General features: G+C 75.2%; 12 protein-coding genes. 5 read left to right on the plus strand and 7 right to left on the minus strand.

Annotation, left to right across the window (positions count from 1 at the left end):
- Positions 1–109: 109 nt before the first annotated feature.
- The 3 genes from ACN260_RS11770 to ACN260_RS11780 all read right to left on the minus strand — a co-directional run bounded on the left by ACN260_RS11770 (position 110) and on the right by ACN260_RS11780 (position 3426).
- Positions 110–1036: an alpha/beta fold hydrolase gene (locus ACN260_RS11770; RefSeq protein WP_422756000.1), complete on the minus strand. Its 927-nt coding sequence runs from the start codon at positions 1034–1036 to the stop codon at positions 110–112.
- 110 nt (positions 1037–1146) lie between these two features.
- Positions 1147–3147 carry an acyltransferase family protein gene (locus tag ACN260_RS11775; RefSeq protein WP_422756001.1) on the minus strand — a complete coding sequence of 667 codons (2001 nt, stop codon included), beginning with the start codon at positions 3145–3147 and terminating at the stop codon, positions 1147–1149.
- Between the two features lie 99 nt (positions 3148–3246).
- Entirely contained in the window at positions 3247–3426 is a 180-nt protein-coding gene (locus tag ACN260_RS11780; RefSeq protein ID WP_302744126.1) for a hypothetical protein, read from the minus strand.
- A 338-nt stretch (positions 3427–3764) separates the two neighbouring features.
- Here ACN260_RS11780 and ACN260_RS11785 point away from each other — a divergent pair, with 338 nt between their 5' ends.
- Complete coding sequence (locus ACN260_RS11785) at positions 3765–5318, plus strand: FAD-dependent oxidoreductase (RefSeq protein WP_422756002.1); 1554 nt, start codon at positions 3765–3767, stop codon at positions 5316–5318.
- Between the two features lie 377 nt (positions 5319–5695).
- Here ACN260_RS11785 and ACN260_RS11790 read toward each other — a convergent pair whose 3' ends face one another.
- From ACN260_RS11790 to ACN260_RS11800, 3 genes are all read right to left on the minus strand, one after another.
- The gene (locus ACN260_RS11790) at positions 5696–6766 is read right to left on the minus strand and encodes a carboxymuconolactone decarboxylase family protein (RefSeq protein WP_422756003.1); all 1071 of its coding nucleotides are present in this window, start codon (positions 6764–6766) and stop codon (positions 5696–5698) included.
- Positions 6767–6827: 61 nt separating this feature from the next.
- Positions 6828–8465 carry an FAD-dependent oxidoreductase gene (locus ACN260_RS11795; protein WP_422756004.1) on the minus strand — a complete coding sequence of 546 codons (1638 nt, stop codon included), beginning with the start codon at positions 8463–8465 and terminating at the stop codon, positions 6828–6830.
- A complete protein-coding gene (locus ACN260_RS11800; protein ID WP_422756005.1) occupies positions 8462–9031 on the minus strand; it encodes a DUF5987 family protein in 570 nt (189 codons plus the stop codon). The genes ACN260_RS11795 and ACN260_RS11800 overlap by 4 nt, the downstream gene beginning before the upstream one ends.
- 398 nt (positions 9032–9429) lie before the next feature.
- Between ACN260_RS11800 and ACN260_RS11805 the strand changes: the two genes are divergently transcribed.
- Positions 9430–10425, plus strand: coding sequence for a DUF1702 family protein (locus ACN260_RS11805; protein WP_422756006.1), 996 nt, complete (start codon positions 9430–9432; stop codon positions 10423–10425).
- Between the two features lie 58 nt (positions 10426–10483).
- On the opposite strand, the gene ACN260_RS11810 is transcribed toward ACN260_RS11805, so the two are convergent.
- The gene (locus ACN260_RS11810) at positions 10484–11230 is read right to left on the minus strand and encodes a TIGR03084 family metal-binding protein (protein WP_422756687.1); all 747 of its coding nucleotides are present in this window, start codon (positions 11228–11230) and stop codon (positions 10484–10486) included.
- Positions 11231–11695: 465 nt separating this feature from the next.
- On the opposite strand from ACN260_RS11810, the gene ACN260_RS11815 reads away from it, so the two are divergent.
- The 3 genes from ACN260_RS11815 (at position 11696) to ACN260_RS11825 (ending at position 19761) form a co-directional block, all read left to right on the plus strand.
- The gene (locus ACN260_RS11815; RefSeq protein ID WP_422756007.1) at positions 11696–12751 is read left to right on the plus strand and encodes a carboxymuconolactone decarboxylase family protein; all 1056 of its coding nucleotides are present in this window, start codon (positions 11696–11698) and stop codon (positions 12749–12751) included.
- 135 nt (positions 12752–12886) lie between these two features.
- On the plus strand, positions 12887–13861 hold the full coding sequence (locus ACN260_RS11820) for a DUF1702 family protein (protein ID WP_422756008.1): 975 nt from the start codon (positions 12887–12889) through the stop codon (positions 13859–13861).
- A gap of 140 nt (positions 13862–14001) precedes the next feature.
- Positions 14002–19761, plus strand: a complete 5760-nt coding sequence (locus ACN260_RS11825; protein WP_422756009.1) for an SDR family NAD(P)-dependent oxidoreductase — start codon at positions 14002–14004, stop codon at positions 19759–19761.
- The last annotated feature ends 2 nt before the right edge of the window (positions 19762–19763 follow it).

Raw genomic sequence — 19763 nt, forward strand, 5'->3', positions numbered from 1 at the left:
CCAGCCGTCGGTGGTCAGGGACGACCCACCGACGTCCGTGATCAGCGGCGCGTCAGGGGCCGTGTCCACGCTGGCAGAGCGGAGGTACCGTTGTCTTCCGCAGACGTGCTCACCCGGTGGGTTTCCCGGCACCGCCACCGGTGTGCGACAGAACTTCCGCCACGAGCACGTCCCAGGTGGCGCGGGGCGGCATCTGGTGGCCCACCCCGGGCAGCGGCAGCAGCCGGGCTACGGGCAGTTCGGCGGCCAACGCCTCCCCGTGCCCGTACGGGAAGAGCGGGTCCTCGGTGCCGTGCACCACCAGGGCCGGTGCGGTGATCCCGCCCAACGCGTCGCGGTACTCCGCCCCGCCGTCGATCGACCAGTGGTTGCCCAGGCTGGCCCGGATGTCGACGGTACGCGCCACCGCCCGCGCCACGAGTGCCCGCAGTTCCGCCCCGGCCAGCGGGACGCTGCCGGTCAACGGTCGCTGGCCGGCGGCGATGTGCTCCACGACGGAGTCCGGGTCGTCCCAGTCCGGGTCGGGGCGGGGTTCGCCGAAGCTCGCCATCAGCGCCCTCGACATCGGCGGCAGGTCGGAATAGGGACGCTTGCCGATCCGCAGGGCGGGGCTGGTCGAACCCAACGTCAGCGAGGCGACCCGTTCCGGGTGCTCCACGGCGAGCCGCTGGGCGATCGCGCCGCCCATCGAGATGCCCCAGACGTGGGCGGCCCCGAGGTCGAGCCGGTCGATCAGGGCGGCGGCGTCGGCGACCAGGTCGTCGAAGTGGTAGTCGGGGGAGCCGGCCGGCCAGGCGGTGGACCGGCCGGTGTCCCGGTGGTCGTAGCGCACCACGTACCGGCCGCCGTCGGCGAGGCGTCGGCACAGCCCGTCGGCCCACCAGTCCATCGAGTTCGACGCCCCGCTGACCAGCAGCACGGCGGGGTGCTCCGGCATGCCGAAGGTGTCGACGCAGAGCTGCACGCCGTTGGCGGGGACGAGTCGTTCCGTCCCCGCCGCCAGCCCCTCGTCGTCAACGGTCCGGTATGTGCTCAAGACGGTCTCCTCATGCCCTCGGACCACGCGCGGGGATTCCGCGACCACCGCCGGTCACCATGCGGGAGATTATCCGCCCCATCGTTCGAGCAAACCGCGTAAAACGCCGGCTATGCCACGAGTTGTTCCAGCGAGCCGAGCAGGTCGTCGAGGTCGTCGGTGACCACCGCGCCGTCCCGCCACCGGGCCAGCGGGTCCGTCCGGACCGCCGCCCGCAACCGCTCCACCCGCTGCGCCACCGGCTCCGCAACCGCCCCGTCGGCCACCCGCCCGGCCAGCGCCGCGTCGATCCGCTCCAGCCGCGCCCCGGCGGTCTCCCACACCGCCTCCGCCGCCGTCACCACCTCGGCGACCCCCCGGAACAGCCCGTCCATCCGGGCCACCGCCGCCGCGACGGTCAACTCCACCCGGCCGTCGTCGGTGATCCGCCGCCGGGACAGCGGCGGCGGCGGACCGGTGACCACCACGGACGCCTGGTCGAGCAGCGCGCCGACCCGGGCCAGCTCCGCCGCCGACGGCTGCCCGGTGCCGGCGAACGGCCGGACCGCCTCGTCGACCACCGCCGAGTAGGCGTGGTAGACCGTCCACAACTGGGCCAGGTCGGCCCGGGCCGCCGCCCACCGACGGGCCGACTCCCCGGTCAGCTCGGCGGCGGCCAGCAGGTGCCGGTCCAGGTGCCGCTCCAGGTCCACCAGGTTGGCCTGGATGGCGTCCCGGTCGGTGACCGCCGCCGCCACCACCGCCCCGGCCTGCGCCGGGGACGGCACCTCGACGGTGGCGGTGGCCAGCAGCGGCGCCCGCAGCAGCGCCGGGGGGCGCGGCGTCGGCCGCCGCCGCCGGGCCAGCAGGGCGTCCACCCGGGCGGCGAGCGGCTGCTCGACCAGCCGGTGGCTGAGCGTGGCCAGCAGCACCGCGCCGAGCAGCGTCACCGTCTCCAACTCCCAGAACCCGGCCGTGCCGTACAGCTCGCGGATCGGGCGGACGGCGCCGCTGAACACCGCGCCCGGCTGGAGGTAGAAGTGCATCACCGCGAAGTGCCACAGGTAGACGCCGTAGGAGACCCGTCCCAGGTGGACCACCGGACGGGCGGTCAGCACCGCGTCCACCACCCGGGTCCGGGCCGCGCCCGGGGACACCAGCGGCAGCGACGCGAACAAGCCGAACAGGGCCACCATCAGGTACGTCATGAACAGCCCGCTGGTCGAGTAGATCGCGTCCATTCCGATCACGCTGAACGGGCGGGCGCAGTTGACCAGGTAGACCACGACCGCGGCGACCCAGAACAGCCCCGGGCGCAGCGCGGCGAACCGCAGCAGCCGGGGGGTGTCCCCGGGCGACACCTGCGACAACGCCAGCAGCACGGCCAGCCCGAGACCGATGCCGATGGTCGGTGCGAACCCCTGCGGCCACCAGAACACCATCCGGTTGTCCCAGCCGTTGCCCTTGACGAAGAACAGCCAGCCGACCCCGATCGCGATCAGCACCGGCACCGGCAGCAGCAGCCGGCGGGCCCGCGCCACGGGGGTCGCGCCCCGGGCGGCGAAGCGGTGGCTCGCCCAGGCGATCAGCGGCAGCGCCAGGTACCACTGGACCATGCTCGGCACCGTCCAGCTGACCTCCATCCCGTTGATGAAGTGCGGCGCGAACGGGCTCGGCGAGTAGATCTGCAACAGCAGCAGCGGACGCAGCACGTACCAGGGGCCGTCGATGGCGTCCCGGTTCAGCGCCACGAGCACCACCAGGTACATCAGGTAGTACGCCGGCAGCAGCCGCATCAACCGACGGACCATCGTCGCGCCCTGCGGCGGGCGGGGCCGTCCGGCGATGATCGCCCGGGCCAGCGGCAGGTAGAGGTAGAGCGCGGGCAGGACGAAGAACACCCCGATGAACGAGGGCAGCCCGCTGACGAAGAACCCGCCGAGGAAGTTGCTCGGCGGTCGGGGCGTCCCCAGCGCCTTGGTGCCCAGCAGCCCGGAGAACATCGCCACGTGCACGGTCAGCAGCGCCAGTGCCGCCAACCCGCGGATGCCGAAGATCGCCGGGTCCCGGTCACCACCCGTACGGCCCGTGGCGGCCGTGCCCCCGCCGCTGTCCCTGGTCGTCACGCTCACGTACTCGTCCTTTCGGTCCGGCCGGCGGTGCGCCGACCGGGAGCCGGCCGGGACCCACGGCACGCGGGATGGTCTCGCCCCTGTCCAGCGGGCCGGTGGTCAGCGCAGGACGGACCGCACGAAGCGCAGCGTCGTACGCACCTCCGGGCTCTCCGCCAGCTCCAGCGCCCGCTTCAACTCGGGCACCCGGTCGACGACCAGGTCCCGCAGCCGGCGCAGCTCGGCGGAGTTGATGCTGTAGGTCGTGGTCCCGTCCTCGTTCTCGGTCACCTGCGGCACGTGTCCGCCTCCTCGTCTCGGCCGTCCGTGCGGAGCCGGGTACCGGCGTCCACACCGTCGCCGGCCGCGACCGTGCCGGCACCCGTCGTACCCGGTTCGAGGATGGAACCGGCGAGGTGGGGGGTCACCTCCGAGCGTGCTCACCGCCCCGACCGGCCGGCTCCGGCCAGCTCGGGGCGACCGTCCGCATTGGGCACGTACGAGGACGTGCCGTCCCGCCGGTTCTGCTTCCATGGGCAGCACACCTGGCGAGCCGCACGCCCGGCGGTGTGCGCGGCGGGGCGCTTCCCGTCCCCGCCCCGCGTGGGCCGCCGACCGAGTTCAGGGAGGCACCGCAGATGGGCGACCACGTCGCAGCGAGCAGGACCGCGCGAAGCGGTGGGGTGACCGACCGGGTACGCGCCGCCTTCGGCGGCCGGCCCCAGGCCCCGGTGACGCCACGCATCCTGGGCGACCGGGCGGTGGTGGCCGGCGGCAGCATCGCCGGCACGCTGGCCGCCCGGGTGCTGTCCGACTGGTACCGCGAGGTCGTCGTCGTGGACCGCGACGAGGTGCTCGGGGTCACCGGGATGCGCAAGGGCGCGTCGCACGCCGTGCACGCGCACGGGCTGCACGCCCGGGGCTACCTGATCCTGTCCGACCTCTTCCCCGGCCTGCTCGACGACGCCAAGGAACTGGGCCTGCCGGTCCGCGACTTCGGGCTGATGCGCTGGTACTTCAACGCCCGACCGATCGCCCGGACCGAGACCGGGCTGCTCTCCGTCGCCGGCAACCGGCCGGTGCTGGAGAACTACCTGAGGTCCCGGGTGGCCGGGCTGCCCAACGTGACCTACCGCCAGCACACCGACGTGCTGGGGCTGGTGGCCACCGCGGACCGGGACCGGGTCACCGGGGTCCGCATCCAGGAACGCGCGCCGGGCAGCCCCGAGGAGCAGCTCGACGCCGACCTGGTGGTCGACGCCACCGGCCGGGGGTCCCGGCTGCCCGTCTGGCTGGCCGAGCTGGGCTACGAACGGCCGGTCGAGGAGCGGATGACGATCGGGCTGGCGTACACCACCCGCACCTACCGGCGGCGGCCCGGCACCTTCGACGGGCCGGTCGCGATCAACCCGGTGGCCTCGCCCGAGCACCCCCGGGGGGCGTTCTTCGGGCAGACCGCCACCGGCGACTTCCGGCTCTCACTGACCGGCATCCTCGGCGACCACCCGCCGACCGACCCGGAGGGCTTCGAGGACTACGTCCGGACCCTGCCGGTGGCCGACATCCACCAGGCGGTCCGTGACGCGGACCCGACCGGCGACGCGGTGTCGTTCACCTTCCCGGCGAGCGTCTGGCGGCACTACGAGCGGCTGACCCGGTTCCCGGCCGGGCTGGCCGTGCTCGGCGACGCGGTGTGCAGCTTCAACCCGGTCTACGGGCAGGGGATGACCGCCGCGGCGATGCAGGTGACCGCCCTGCGCCGGTTCCTCGACCGGCAACCGGCCGTCGACGGCCGCTCCTACCTGCGGGACGTGGCCCGGCTGATGCGCCACCCGTGGCAGCTGTCCACCCGTACCGACCTGGACTTCCCCGGGGTGGGGCCGAAGTCGCTGCCGATCCGGCTGCACAACGCCTACCTGGTCCGCCTCCAGTACGCGATGACCAAGGACCCCGAGGTCACCCGGGCGTACATGCGGGTCGCCGGGCTGGTCGACCCGCCGCGCACGCTGTGGCGGCTGCCGCTGGTGCTCAGGGTGCTCCGGCTGGCCCGGGACATGCCGGCCACCTCGCCGGTCCCCGCCCCCGGGCCGGTCCCGGGGCCCGCGCCGGAGGCGTCGGAGCGTCCGCCGGCCGCCCGGGCGGGGGAGGAGCCGGCGGGCCCGGTGGACGCCGGGCAGCGGTCCGGGTCCTGACCGGCCGGGCCCGATTCCGGGCCCCGGGGACGGCAGCCGGAGCCGGCGCGGGAACCGGCTCCGGCTGCACCCCCCCCGGGGTCCCCGCCCCACCGCTGCGCGGGCAGGGCTGCCGGCGTGGCGGGGGTCGGCCGGCGGCGCGGCATCGACGCCCGCACCGCGCCCCCGTCGCGGTGCACCGGCCGGACCGGCCGGCGGGGGCGGTGTGCCGCGCAGGGCCCGCTCCGCCGCAGCGGCGACCGCACCCGCCGGGACGGAAAACGACGGCTCCGGGCCGGGGTCGGCGACACCGTGGTGCGGACCGAGGAACCCGCCAACGGCCGCTGTCGGAGTCCGACGCCCACGGACCGCAGGCACGGACGGGAACCGGTGCCGGGTCAGCCGGTCGGCTCCATCGCGTCCGGCACACCGGCCAGGGCGGGGCCGTAACGGCGGGCCGCCGTCAGGGCCGCCCAGGCGGTGACCGTGACCAGGGCGTCGTCGCCGGGATGGTGCGCCCGGAAGTCCGCCACCACGGCGTCGGTCACCTGGTAGGAGGCGAACGCCGTGAGCAGGGCGAGCCGTCCCGCCGGCCGCTCCGCCGGGGGCAGCACGGCGACCGCGTCGTCCACCCAGGGGCGGGCGCTGACACCGGTCGGGCCGTCCTGCGGATCGGCACAGCGGGCGACGACCAGCTCCCGTACCCCGGCGGGCACCACCTGCCGGCCGGCGTCCCCGATCGCGGCGTAGCCGCGCGCCATCGCCTCGGCGAGCACCGTCGGGCCCGCCCAGGCCAGGTCGGCCGGTGACGGGGCCCCGGGCAGCAGCGCCAACGCCGCCCCCGGCGGGCGGGGGCGGCGGGCCAGCGCGCCCATCACCCGGGCCGCCGTGCGGTGCACCACTCCCCGGGCCACCGGTGGGGCGGCGGGCAGCGGCGAGTCCTGGAGGAAGACGTTGACCATCCGGTTGAGATAGTGGAAGACCACCGCCACCCCGACCAGCTCCGGCAGTTGGTCCGGCGGCGTCGGTGGCGGCCCGGCCGGCCCGTGCGGGGAGGGCCGCCGCGCCCACCGCGACAGCGGACCCCACTCGCCGTCGTCGAGCCGGTCCACCGCCGGGCCGGCCCCGTCGAGGGTCGGCAGCAGTCCGACCAGGGCCGCCCCGTGCACGTCGACGCAGTACGGGCAGCGGTTCGCCACGGACACCGCCGCCGCCACCGTCTCCTTCGCCGCCCGCCCCGCCACCCCGGTGGCCACCAGGGTCTCCCGCAGCATCGCCCAGCTCGCGGCCAGCACCTGCGGCGCGGGGGAGTGCAGCGCCACCGGTGGGGCGAGCATGCCGAAGTCCTGCTCCACCTGGGCGTACACCCGGGCGACGAGGCCGTCCGCGCGGTGCGGGGCGACCGGGCTGACGTGCCGTACGTGGGCGAGGACGGTACGCCGGGTGGCGCGGGCCAACAGGGTCCCCACGGTCATCCCCTTCCAGGTCGGGGCGGTCCCCCGGCCGGATGCCGGGGGACCGTGGTCGGGGTCAGCGGGCCTGGAGCACGGCGCGCCGGCCGGCGGTCGCGCCGTCCGGCGCCGGAGCACCGTAGGTGACCGCGACCCCGCGTTCCCGGGCGGCCCGGACGATGCCCGGCACGGCCCGTTCCGCCAGCGCGCTGATCGTCAGGGCCGGGTTGACGGTCAGGGCGCCCGGCACCGCCGACCCGTCGGTGACGAAGATCCCCGGGTGGCCGCGCAGCTCGTGCCGGTCGTCCAGGGCGGAGGTCGCCGGGTCGTCACCGATCCGGCACGACGCCAGCGGGTGCACCGTGTACGCCCCCACCAGGTCGTTGGTCCACGGCATCACCTTCGCCAGGCCGTCGCGCTCGACGATGTCCTTGACGTCGGCGTCGGAGAGGTTCCAGCCCCGCCAGGTGTTCGCCGTGGGCTGGTAGCGCAGCGGGCCGTGCCCCAGCATCTGCTGGGAGAACCGGTGCGCGTTGCCGGTCTCCGGCGGCGGCCCGAACACGCCCTCGTTGTCGTCCTCGCTCATGGTGAAGACGGTCAGCCACGACTTGAAGTGCCGCATCAGCTCCTTCTTCTCCACCCCGAACCAGCTCGGGCCGGTCGCGTCGGGCACCTGGGCGAGGATGGTGCCCAGGCCGGGCGGGAAGTAGAGCTGCTCCAGCGAGTACCGCTCGTACTCGGGCAGGCTGGCGTCGAGCTTGTCCCAGCTGGCCACCGTCGGCCCCCGGCCGATCTGGTACGCCTCGTAGGCGATGCCGTCGCCCCGGTCCAGGCCCAGCACCTCGCGGACCCGGTCCTCGTCGAACACGGCGGTGTTGAGCCGTTCCCCGTTGCCGGAGAAGTAGCGGCCGACCGCCCTCGGCATCGGGCCCAGCGTCGCCTCGGACCGTTGCAGGATGACCGGGGTGGCCCCGGCGCCGGCCGCGACGATGACGATCTTCGCGTCGATGGTGCCCGTGTCGTGCAGGATGCGGTAGTCCTCGTCGTCGACGATGCGGTAGTGCACCCGGTAGCCGCCGTCGTCGGTGCGGGACAGGTGCTGCACCTCGTGCAGCGGCCGGATCGTCGCCCCGTGCGCCAACGCCGCCGGCAGGTAGTTCAGCAGCAGCGACCGCTTGGCGTCGAAGCGGCAGCCCGCCATCATCCAGTTGCAGTTGGTGCACTTGTCCAGGTCGATCGCCGACGGCACCGGGTTGGCCGTCCGGCCGGCATGGGCGCACGCCGCCGCCCACAACCCGCCCGGGTACGGCACCTGCTCCCAGCTCTGGCCGGTGACCGGCAACGCCTCGACCACCCGGTCGTACCACGGGTCCAGGGTGTCCCGGGTGATCGCCGCCGGCCACATCCGGCGGCCGATCGAGCCGTGCCGTTCGAAGACGAACCGGGGCGCCCGCGGCATGGTGGCGAAGTAGACGACGCTGCCGCCGCCCACGCAGTTGCCGCTGAGCACGCTCATCCCGTCCCCGACGACGAAGTCGAACGCCCGGGTGTACGACGATCCCAGCTCGAAGTCGTGGTCGAACTCCTGGCTGGACAGCCACGGGCCGCGTTCCAGGATCACCACCTTCGCGCCGCCGGCGGCCAGGTGGTAGGCGGTGATCGCGCCGCCGAAACCACTGCCGATGATCAGGACGTCGGTGCTCTCGGTGCTGCTCATGCCGGGCTCCCGGTGGGGGTCGTGTCGGGGTGCAGGGGGGCCAGGGGGCGGCCGTAGGAGTAGTTCGGGTAGCGCCACAGCCCGTCGGTGTCCGGCCGGTGGTAGCCGAGGTGCAGCAGGCCGGGATGCCCGTCGGCCAGCGCCGCCACGGTGGGCAGGTGCGCGGCGCTGTCGAAGGCCATGTTGCTGAACAGCGCCAGGCCCACCCACATCTGCTTCTCCGGGTGCTCCGGGTCGGTCAGCCGGCGGACCAGTTCGGTGCGGTGCTCGAACGGCAGGGCCACGAAGGCCGGCAGCGTCGGGTCCAGCGCGACGCCCTGCTCGGCGGCGTACTCCCCGGCGTGCATGTCGAGGGTGACGGCCAGCCCGTCGAGCGAGTCGGCCAGGCCGCCGGCCGGCAGCTCCAGCAGCTTCAGCGCCCCGGCGGCGACCGCGCCGCCACCGGGGGCGGCACCCGCCACGGCCCGGTCGTCCGGGCTTCGCTTCTCGCCCGGGACAATGGTATCGGCGAAGGCCTCGATGGTCATTGTCCGCGCTACGTCTGCGTCGGTGGTATCGGACTGCACGACGCCTCCTGTCCGGTGCGAAATTGTTCCGGGAGAAACTGCGGTAATGCGTTCACCGTGGATCGCGCGAATGTCCGTGCCGCCCGGTGGCGGAGGAATCCGGGCACCGTCGCTGCACGATTCCGTTGCCGCACATCGTGCACGCCCCGGGCCCGCCGAAACACCTTCCGAAGTGCGCTGGGCCCCCGCCGTGACCCCGGTCGCCGCCGGACGGCCGGCGGGGGTGGCCCGGCCGGCCGGCCGGTGGACGCACCTGCGCACGCCCGGAGAAGCGGGACGACCGCCGTGGCCCCGACGATGGGTGGACCCGTGACCGGCGTGCGCCCGCAGGTGCCCCGGCGGGTCCCCCGACCGTTGCCGACGGCACCGACCGTCCGGCGTCCCCCAGGGAGATGGCCATGCCGACCACCCTCGGTTCGCTCCGCAGGCTGCTGCTCACCCCGTCCCTGGCCGAGGTGACCTTCGCCCGGCGCGGTTTCCCCGTCGTCGAGTCGGCGGTGACCCGGCGGCTGGAGGCCATCCCGCAGACGGTGATCTGCGGTTTCGAGTGGGCGATCGACGCCCGCGACCAGTGGGAGGTGGAACGCCGGCTGGAACTGGTCGACGTCGAACTGCGCGGGTTCGCCTACGAGGGGGCCACGATGGCCTTCACGGTCCGCGACGCGATGGCCGGCGGGCGCGGCCACCGGACCCGGGACCTGCTGCGCGGGCGGGCCGAACGGCACACCTTTCTCACCTACATCGGGATCGGCTTCGCGATGGCCCGGCTGCCCCGTCCACTGTGGCGGCGGGTCCTGCCCGACCTGACCGGCATGCGGTACTACCCGACGATGAGCTGGCTGGCCGTCGACGGGTACGGCTTCGACCGGGCCTACTTCGACACCGACCAGTGGGTACGGCGGCAGTACCGCCCCGCCGCGTACCCCTGGCAGGGGCATCCCGACTACTTCGCCCGCGCCTGCGACCAGGGCGTCGGCCGGGCCCTGTGGTTCATCCACGGCGCCCAGCCGGACCAGGTGGCGACCGCCGTGGAGCGGTTCGACCGGTCCCGGCGTCCCGACCTGTGGAGCGGCGTCGGGCTGGCGGCCACCTTCGCCGGTGGCTGCGACGCGGCCGGCCTGGCCACGCTGGCCCGGCTCAGCGGCGTCGACCGCCCGCACCTCGGCCAGGGCGCGGTGTTCGCCGCGAAGGCCCGCGACTACTCGGGTCACATTCCCGGGCACACCGGGGTGGCGTTGCACGCCCTCGCCGGGATGAGCGTGGAGCACGCCTCCGTGCTGGCCGACGACGTCGCGGTGGACACCGCCGCCGGGCCGGACCTGCCGGCGTACGAGCTGTGGCGGGCCCGGGTGCGCGACCGGGTGCCGGCCGTCGACCCGGCGACGCCTGCCTGATCCGGTCTGCGGACAGCCGGCGGCCCCCGTCCCGGACCGGGACGGGGGCCGCCGGCCGTCACGCCGCGATGGTGTCGAACTGGCCGGGGGCACGGCCGGGACCGGCCGGACCCCGGTAGGCCTGCGCCAGGTCCAGCCAGCGGTCGGCCTCCGCCCCGACGGCGGTCAACGCCAGGTCGGCGCGGTGCCGGCGGCGGGTGACCAGCAGGCACAGGTCCGCCGCCGGGCCGGTGATCCGCTCGGTCGCGTCCGCCGGTCCGAACTCCCAGACCTCCCTGCCGGAGGGCGCGGTGATCTCGAACCGCAGCGCGACGTCGGGGGTGTCCAACCCCCGGGCCTGGTAGCCGAAGTCCCAGGTGCGCACGGCGAAGTCGACCAGGTGCCGCAGCCGGTCGGTGCGTTCGGGGCGGATCCCGAGCGTGTCGGCGATGTCCTGGCCGTGGCCGAACAGTTCCATCATGCCGGCGGCGGCCAGCACCGGCGCCGGCAGCGGCCGGACCAGCCAGGGCACCGTCTGCCCGGCCGGCACCGCGGCCAGGGCCTGCTCGGCGGTGGCCCGTTCCTCGCGCCACTTGGCCAGCAGCGCCGGCGGTGGCGCGGACAGGTACGGCGAGAGCGCGGTCCGCACGTTGCGGTTGAAGTCCGGCCCGAACTGCTGGGCGAGCGCGAGGAACCCCGCCGGGTCCGCCGCGGCCAGACCGGCCAGCCGGAAGGTCGCCGCCAGATGGGCGATCTGGTGGGCGATGGTCCACTCCGGCGCGGGGGTGTCCAGCGCCCACTGCGCCTCGTCGAGGCCGGCCACCATCCGGTCGACGGCGTCACCCTCCAGGGTCAGGTCGACGAAGACGTCGTTTCGTGCGCTCACGCGTCTGTCCTCTCGCTCGTCAGCAGGGGCGAGCGTGGCCCGGCGCGTCCGAGGGCGCCGGTTGCCACGCACGACGCCGATCCCGTCGCCGCCTGACGCGCGGGGCGGCCGGTGGCCGGGCCCACGTCGACGGCGTCACGTCAGCACCAGCAGCATGCGGGCCGGGCGCGGGCGCTGTCTTCTCTCGTCATGCGCTGGCGATCCACCGTCCTCGCCGCCGCCACGACGCGGGTAGGCGGCGATTGTGGACGCCCGCCGCCGGGGGCGCATCCGCGCCCATGCGCCGGGTTGCGCACCGTGGAAGAACCACCGGCGGGGCCGGCCGGCGCATGCTGACCACGATGGGCCCGGCCGTCGACGTCCGGCGAACCCCGGCAGGTAGGCGGGCCCGCCAGGGGAGAGGTCATGGTCGCCGCACGGGTCGCGTCCTCGGTGGTACGCCGGCAGGTCAGGTACGTCACGCCGGTGCCGGCCGGGACCGCCCGGGGGCTGGTGGCCGACGTCTACGCCCAGGCGGAGCGGGAGCAGAAGCTGGTGGTGCCGCCGGTGCTGCTGCACTCCCCGGCGCCGTCGGTGCTCGCCGCGTACTGGATGTTGCTGCGGGAGCCGCTCGTGGCGGGGCGGACGGTGGACCGCCGTACCAAGGAGGCGGTGGCCGCCGGGGTCTCGGTGGCGAACACCTGCCCGTACTGCGTGGACATGCACAGCATCAGCCTGTACGACCTGGCCACCGAGGACGACGCGGAGGCCGTCGCGGACGACCGGATCGTCGACCTGCGGGACCCGGCGGTCCGGGCGGTGACCGGCTGGGCCCGGCACGCCCACGCCACCGCGCCGGCCGCACCGTTCCCGGCGGCGCACGCCCCGGAGCTGGTCGGTGTGGTGGTCGCCTTCCACTACCTGGCCCGGGTGGTCAACGTGTTCCTGCCCGACCACCTGTTGCCGGCCGGGCTGACCGGGGCGGCCCGGCGTCGGTTCAAGCGGGCCGTCGGCCGGCTGCTGCGTCCCACCCTGCGCGGCGCGCCCCGGCCGGGACGGTCACTGGCGCTGCTGCCGGCGGCGACGCTGCCCGACGACGCCGGATGGGCCGCCGCCGACCCGGTGATCGCCGGTGCGGTGGCCCGCGCCTACCGGGCGTTCGACGCGGCCGGCGAGGAGGCGGTGCCGGCCCCGGTCCGGGCGCTGCTGCGCGAGCGGCTCGACCGGTGGGACGGGTCGTCACCCGGCCCCGGCCGGGGCTGGTACGACGACGCCTGCGCCGGGCTGCCCGGACCGGACCGGGCGGCGGGCCGGCTGGTGTTGCTGACCGCGTTCGCCTCCTACCGGGTCGACGACGAGGTGGTCGGGGCGTTCCGGCGGAGCGCGCCCACCGACCGGGCGCTGGTGCAGGCGGTCGCCTGGGCGGCGTACGCGGCGGCCCGGGAGGTCGGCCGGCGCTGCCTGCGCCCGGCCGCCCGGTGAACCCGCCGGCCAATTACCGGGCCCGTAGGTAATGCGCCGGTGGCGCACCTTAGAAGTAGACGATCTGTTTCGCCGCTGAAAACATAACTTCAGGAGGCATCCCTCCTGACGTGCGAGAAGATAGGGGGACGCCCGGTGTCGAATCTATTCCTGAGACTGCGGCGACGCATTATCACGCCATCGTCGACGGCGACCAAACTCGACGTTCGCGGTTTCCACCGAAAGAATCCGGCGGCCGTCGAACTGTTGGAAACCGTCGGCGAATCATTTCTGACCGGGTACGCCGCTGCCGCCGAGGCGCGCACCCCCGCCGACGCCGAGCCGGCGCTGGAGGCGGTGCGGCCGCAGTTCCGGGGCTTCGCCTACGAGGGGGCCGCGATGGCCCTCGCCGTGCTGGACGCCCTGCCCGGCGGCCGGTCGGACCGGGTCCGGACGTTCCTCGCCGGCCGGGGCGCCGACCACGTCTACATGGCCTACGTCGGGGTCGGCTGGGCGATGGCCCGGGTGCCCCGGTTCCGCTGGTCGAAGCTGCACGCCCCGGACCCGCTGCTGCGCTGGCTGGTGCTCGACGGCTACGGCTTCCACCAGGCCTACTTCCACACCCGCCGGTACGTGCACGAGCAGTACCGGGAGCCGGACTTCCCGTGGCCGGCCGACGGCCCCCGCTGGTACGCCCAACGCGCCATCGACCAGGGCATCGGCCGGGCGATGTGGTTCGTCGGCGGCACCGACGCCGGGGTGGTCGCCGACCTGATCGACCGGTTCCCGGCCGAGCGTCGCAGCGACCTGTACGGCGGCGCGGGCCTGGCGGCCACGTACGCCGGTGGCGTCGACGCCGACGAACTGCGCCTCTTCCTCGACCGGGCCGGCAACCACCGCGCCGAGGTCGCCCAGGGCAGCGCGTTCGCGGCCACCGCCCGGCTCACCGCCGGCCTGGAGACCCCGCACACCGCCCGGGCCACGGCGGTGCTGGCCGGCATCACCCCGGCGGAAGCGAACCGGATCTGCGACGAGCAGCGGCCGGCCGGCGGCGACAGCCCGCTGGAGCCCGGCTACGAGATCTGGCGTCGGGCCATCGCCGACGAACTCCGGGTACGCGGAAGGCACTGACCGGGACACCCTCCGTCCCCGTCCCCGTCCCGCCCCGCGCCGGTGGTCCCGGCGCAGCCTCCCTCCCCACACCTGCCCACGCCTCGGCAGGCGCCTCGCCACGCCCGTGGCGACCCGAACGGTAAGGAGATCGTGCCCGCATGACCAGGATCGCCATCGTTGGCATGGCGTGCCGATACCCGGACGCCACCTCGCCCCGAGAACTGTGGGAGAACGCCCTCGCCGGTCGCCGGGCCTTCCGCGCGCTGCCCGACGTCCGCATGCGGTTGGCGGACTACTGGGACGCGGAGCCGAGCGCCCCGGACCGGTTCTACGCCCGCACCGCCGCCGTCATCGAGGGGTACGAGTTCGACCGGCTCGCCTACAAGATCGCCGGCAGCACGTACCGCTCCACCGACCTCACCCACTGGCTCGCCCTGGACATGGCCGCCAAGGCGTTGGGCGACGCCGGTTTCCCGGCGGGGGAGGGGCTGCCGCGCGACCGCACCGGCGTGGTCGTGGGCAACACCCTCACCGGTGAGTTCGCCCGCGCCAACGTACTGCGGCTGCGCTGGCCGTTCGTCCGCCGTACGGTCGCCACCGCGCTGCAACAGCAGGGCTGGGAGGACGACCGGCTGGCGACCTTCCTCGACGAGTTGGAGGACCGTTACAAGGCGCCCTTCCCGGAGATCGACGAGGACACCCTCGCCGGTGGCCTGTCCAACACCATCGCCGGCCGGATCTGCAACTACTTCGACCTCAACGGCGGCGGGTACACCGTCGACGGCGCCTGCTCGTCGTCGTTGCTGTCGGTCGCCACCGCCTGCCGGGCCCTGCTCGACGGCGACCTCGACGTCGCGGTGGCCGGTGGGGTGGACCTGTCCATCGACCCGTTCGAGATCGTCGGGTTCGCCAAGACCGGCGCGTTGGCCCGCGACGAGATGCGGGTCTACGACCGGCACTCCAACGGCTTCTGGCCGGGGGAGGGGTGCGGGATGGTGGTGCTGATGCGCGAGGCCGACGCGCTCGCCGCCGGCCACCGCAGCTACGCCACCATCGCCGGCTGGGGCATCTCCTCCGACGGCAAGGGCGGCATCACCCGTCCCGAGGTCAACGGCTACCAGCTTGCCCTGCGCCGGGCGTACGAGCGGGCCGGGTTCGGCATCGAGTCGGTGCCGCTGTTCGAGGGGCACGGCACCGGCACGGCGGTCGGGGACGCCACCGAGCTGACCGCCCTGTCGCAGGCCCGCCGGGAAGCCGACCCGACCGCCCCGCCCGCCGTGATCAGCTCCATCAAGGGCATGATCGGGCACACCAAGGCGGCGGCCGGGGTGGCCGGCCTGATCAAGGCGGCGCTGGCCGTGCACCACCAGGTGCTGCCGCCCGCGCTCGGCTGCGTCGACCCGCACGAGCTGCTCACCCGCGACGACGCGACGTTGCGGGTGCTGCGGACGGCCGAACCGTGGCCGGACGACCAGCCGGTGCGCGCCGGCATCACCGCGATGGGCTTCGGCGGCATCAACACCCACGTGGTGCTGGACCGGGCCGGCACCGCCCGCCGGGTCGCCTTCGACACCCGCACCGCCCGGCTCGCCACCTCGGTGCAGGACGTGGAGCTGTTCCTGGTCGACGGCGCGTCCCGCGACGAGGTGCGCCGCCGGCTCCAGGAACTGCTCGACTACGTGCCGACCCTGGCCCAGGGGCAGCTCGCCGACGTGGCGGCCACCCTGCACGACCAGCTCGCCGACCGGCCGTACCGGGCCGCGGTGGTGGTGTCCTCACCGACCGACGCGCAGCAGCGGCTGCGGCGGCTCTGCGAGCTGCTCGACTCCGGCGAGACCCGGCTGGTCGACGGCGACGGCCGCAGCTTCCTCGGTCACGTCGGCGGCGCCGGCCGGATCGGCTACCTCTTCCCCGGCCAGGGCGCCGGCCGGGGCACCAGCGGCGGGGCGCTGCGCCGCCGGCTCACCGAGGTGGACCAGGTGTTCCGCCGGGCCGACCTGCCCGTCACCGGCGACATGGTGGCCACCGCGCTGGCCCAGCCGCGCATCGTCACCGGCTCCCGGGCCGGTCTGGCGGCCCTGGACCTGCTGGGGCTGGACGCGACCGTCGCGGTCGGGCACAGCCTCGGCGAGCTGTCCGCCCTGCACTGGGCCGGCGCGATGGACGACGACACCCTGCTGCGGGTGACCCGGGCGCGCGGCGCGACGATGACCGAACACAGCTCCTCCGGCGTGATGGCGAGCGTCAACGCCGGACCGGAGCGGGTCTCCGCGCTGCTGGCCGGCGTACCCGTGGTGATCGCCGGCTACAACGGGCCGGAACAGACGGTGGTGGCCGGCACCGAGGAGGCGGTCCGGGCCGCGCTCGACCTGGCCGCCGGGGCGGGTCTCGGCGCGTCCCTGCTGCGGGTCTCGCACGCCTTCCACTCCCCGCTGGTGGCACCCGCGGCGGACGCGTTCGCCGCGCACCTGACCCGGGAGTCCTTCGGTACGGTCCGGCGGCGGGTGGTCTCCACCGTGACCGGCGAGACCCTGCCCGCCGAGACGGACCTGCGGGCCCTGCTGCACCGCCAGATCACCGACCCGGTGCTGTTCGCGCAGGCGGTGGCGTTGGCCGCCAAGGACATCGACCTGTTCGTGGAGGTCGGGCCGGGTCGTATCCTCAGCGGCTTGGCCGGGGCGATCACCGACGTGCCGGCGGTGGCCCTGGACACCGACGACGAGTCGCTGCGCGGGCTGCTGCGGGTGGCCGCCGCCGCGTTCGTGGTGGGTGCCGCGCACGACTATCCGGCGCTGTTCGACGACCGGCTGCGCCGGCCGCTGGACATCGGGGCCGAGCAGCACTTCTTCGCCAGCCCCTGCGAGCAGGCCCCGCCGGTGGACCTGCCGGAGGCGACCCGCGCCGACCGGCCCGCCCCGGCCGACGCCGACGGGCCGGTCGACGGCGAGTCCACGGTGGAGATGCTGCGCCGGCTGGCTGCCGAGCGGGCCGAACTGCCGCTGACCATGGTGCACGGCGAGAGCCGGCTCCTGGACGACCTGCACCTCAGCTCGATCACCGTCGGGCAGATCATCAACGAGGCGTCCCGGCTGGTGAACGTGCCACCGGCGCAGGCCCCGACGAACTTCGCCACCGCCACCGTCGCGGAACTGGCGGTGGCGCTCGACGAGCTGTCCGCGACCGGCCGGGCCGGTGACCACGACCGGACGCCCGCCGTCACCGGCGCGGCGGCCTGGACCCGCGCCTTCGCCGTCGACGCCGAGCCGGCCGGGCCGCCGGTTCCGACCGGCGGTGGTGTCCCCGGCCGGTGGCAGGTCTTCGCCCCCGACGGGCACCCGCTGGCCGCCCCGCTGCGCCACGCCCTCGAACGGGCCGCCGTCGACTCCGGTGTGCTGGTGTGCCTGCCGTCCGAGTGCGCCGAGGAACACCTCGACCTGGCCCTGGCCGGCGCGAAGGAGGCCCTCGCCGGGCCGGCCGGAACCCGGTTCGTGCTGGTCCAGCGGGGCCGGGGCGCGACGGGGGTGGCCAAGACGCTGCGCCTGGAGGCCCCGCAGCTGCGGGTGACGGTGGTGGACACCCCGGCGGGGCCCGGGGCGGTCGACCGGGTCGTCGCCGAGGTCGGCGCGACCACCGGATACCAGGAGAGCCACTACGACGACGCCGGGGCACGGCGGCTGCCGGTGCTGCGGGCCCTGCCGGTACGCGCGGCGCGGACCGGCCCCGCCCTGGACGACACCGACGTACTGCTGGTCACCGGGGGCGGCAAGGGCATCACCGCCGAGTGCGCCTTGGCCGTGGCGCAGCGGACCGGTGCGGCGCTGGGCCTGCTCGGGCGTTCCGATCCGGCCGAGGACACCGAACTGGCGGACAACCTGCGCCGGATGACCGCCCACGGGGTACGGGTGCACTACGCCCGCGCCGACGTCACCGACGCCGCCCAGGTCGCCGACGCGGTCGCCGCGGTCCGGGCGGCGCTGGGCCCGGTGACCGCGGTGCTGCACGGCGCGGGCCGCAACGAGCCGGCCGCGCTGACCGCCCTGGACGCGGCGGCGCTGCGGCGGACCTTCGCCCCGAAGCTGGACGGCCTGCGCGCGGTGCTCGCCGCGGTCGACCCCGGGCAGCTGCGTCTGCTGGTCACCTTCGGCAGCATCATCGGCCGGGCCGGCCTGCGCGGCGAGGCGCACTACGCCACCGCCAACGACTGGCTGGCCGGGCTCACCGAGGAGACCGGCCGCCGGTTCCCGAACTGCCGGGCGCTCTGCCTGGAGTGGTCCGTCTGGTCCGGGGTGGGCATGGGCGAACGGCTGTCGGTGGTGGAGTCGCTGAGCCGGGAGGGGGTCGTCCCGATCAGCCCCGACCAGGGCGTCGACGTGCTGCTGCGGCTGCTCGACGACCCGGACGTGCCGCCGGTGGTGGTGGTCAGCGGTCGGGCCGAGGGGATGGACACCCTGCGCTACGACCGGCCGCCACTGCCGCTGCTGCGCTTCGTGGACAAGCCGCTGGCGTACTACCCGGGGGTGGAGCTGGTCTGTGAGGTGGAGCTGACCGCCGGCGCCGACCGGTACCTCGCCGACCACCTGCTCGACGGCAACCTGCTCTTCCCGGCGGTGTTCGGGATGGAGGCGATGACGCAGGTCGCGGTCGCGGTCACCGGCCGCTCCACGGTGCCGGTGGTCGAGCAGGTGGAGTTCCCCCGACCCATCGTGGTGCCGCCGGACGGCAGCACGGTCATCCGGGTGGCGGCCACCGTCACCGACGACGCCGTCGTCCAGGTGGCGATCCGCAGCGCCGAGACCGGGTACGCCACCGACCACTTCCGGGCCCGGCTGCGGTTCACCGACACCGCCGCCCCCGACGGCCCGCCCGGACGCACCGACCCGGGCCTGCCGCAGGTGCCGTTGGCACCCGAGCGGGACCTGTACGGCGAGTGGCTGTTCCAGGGCGGCCGGTTCCAGCGGCTGCGCCGGTTCCACCGGGCCGCCGCCCGGGACGTCGACGCCGAGGTGGCCGTCGGCGGCGGCGACGCCTGGTTCGCCGGCTTCCTCCCCGCCGACCTGCTGCTCGGCGACCCGGGCACCCGGGACGCGTTCATGCACGGCAACCAGGTCTGCGTACCGGACGCCACCCTGCTGCCGGTGGGCGTGGAGCGGATCTGGCCGGCCGGGGCGCGGATGTCCGGCACCGGCGCGGTGCGCTGCTGCGCCACCGAACGCAGCCGCGACGGCGACACCTACGTCTACGACATCGCGGTGCGCGACGGGTCCGGTGCGGTCGTCGAACGCTGGGAGGGCCTGCGGTTGCAGGCGGTCCGGCACCGGGGCGGGCGCGGACCGTGGCTGCCGGTGCTGCTCGGCTCGCACCTGGAGCGGGGGCTCGGCGACGTGCTCGGCGCGCGGGTCGCGGTCGCCGTGGAACCCGACGGCGCGCCGGACGTGCCGCGCCGGGAGCGGACCGCCGTCGCCGTCGGCCGCGCCCTCGGGGCCCGGCACGAGGTGCGCTACCGCCCGGACGGCCGGCCCGAGGTCGACGGCGACCGGGCCGTTTCGGCGGCGCACGGCGCGGGGGTGACCCTGGCCGTCGCGGCCACCGGGACGGTCGGCTGCGACGTCGAGCCGGTGGCCGAGCGGTCGACGGCGGACTGGGCGGGCCTGCTGGGCGTCCACGCCGGGCTGGCCGCGCTGATCACCGCGGACCGCGACGAGAGCGGGCACACCGCGGCGACCCGGGTGTGGGGCGCGGTGGAGTGCCTGCGCAAGGTCGGCCTGCCGGCGGACTCGCCGCTGACCCTGACGCCCGGCGGTCCCGACGGCTGGGTGGTCCTGGCCTCGGGTCCGCTGCGTGTCGCCACGTTCGCCACGAGCCTGGTGGACATCCCGCAACCGGTGGTGTTCACCGTGCTCACCGACGGGTGGAGTTGAGC

The organism is Micromonospora sp. WMMD708 (genome assembly GCF_049315245.1).
GTDB lineage: Bacteria > Actinomycetota > Actinomycetes > Mycobacteriales > Micromonosporaceae > Micromonospora > Micromonospora wenchangensis.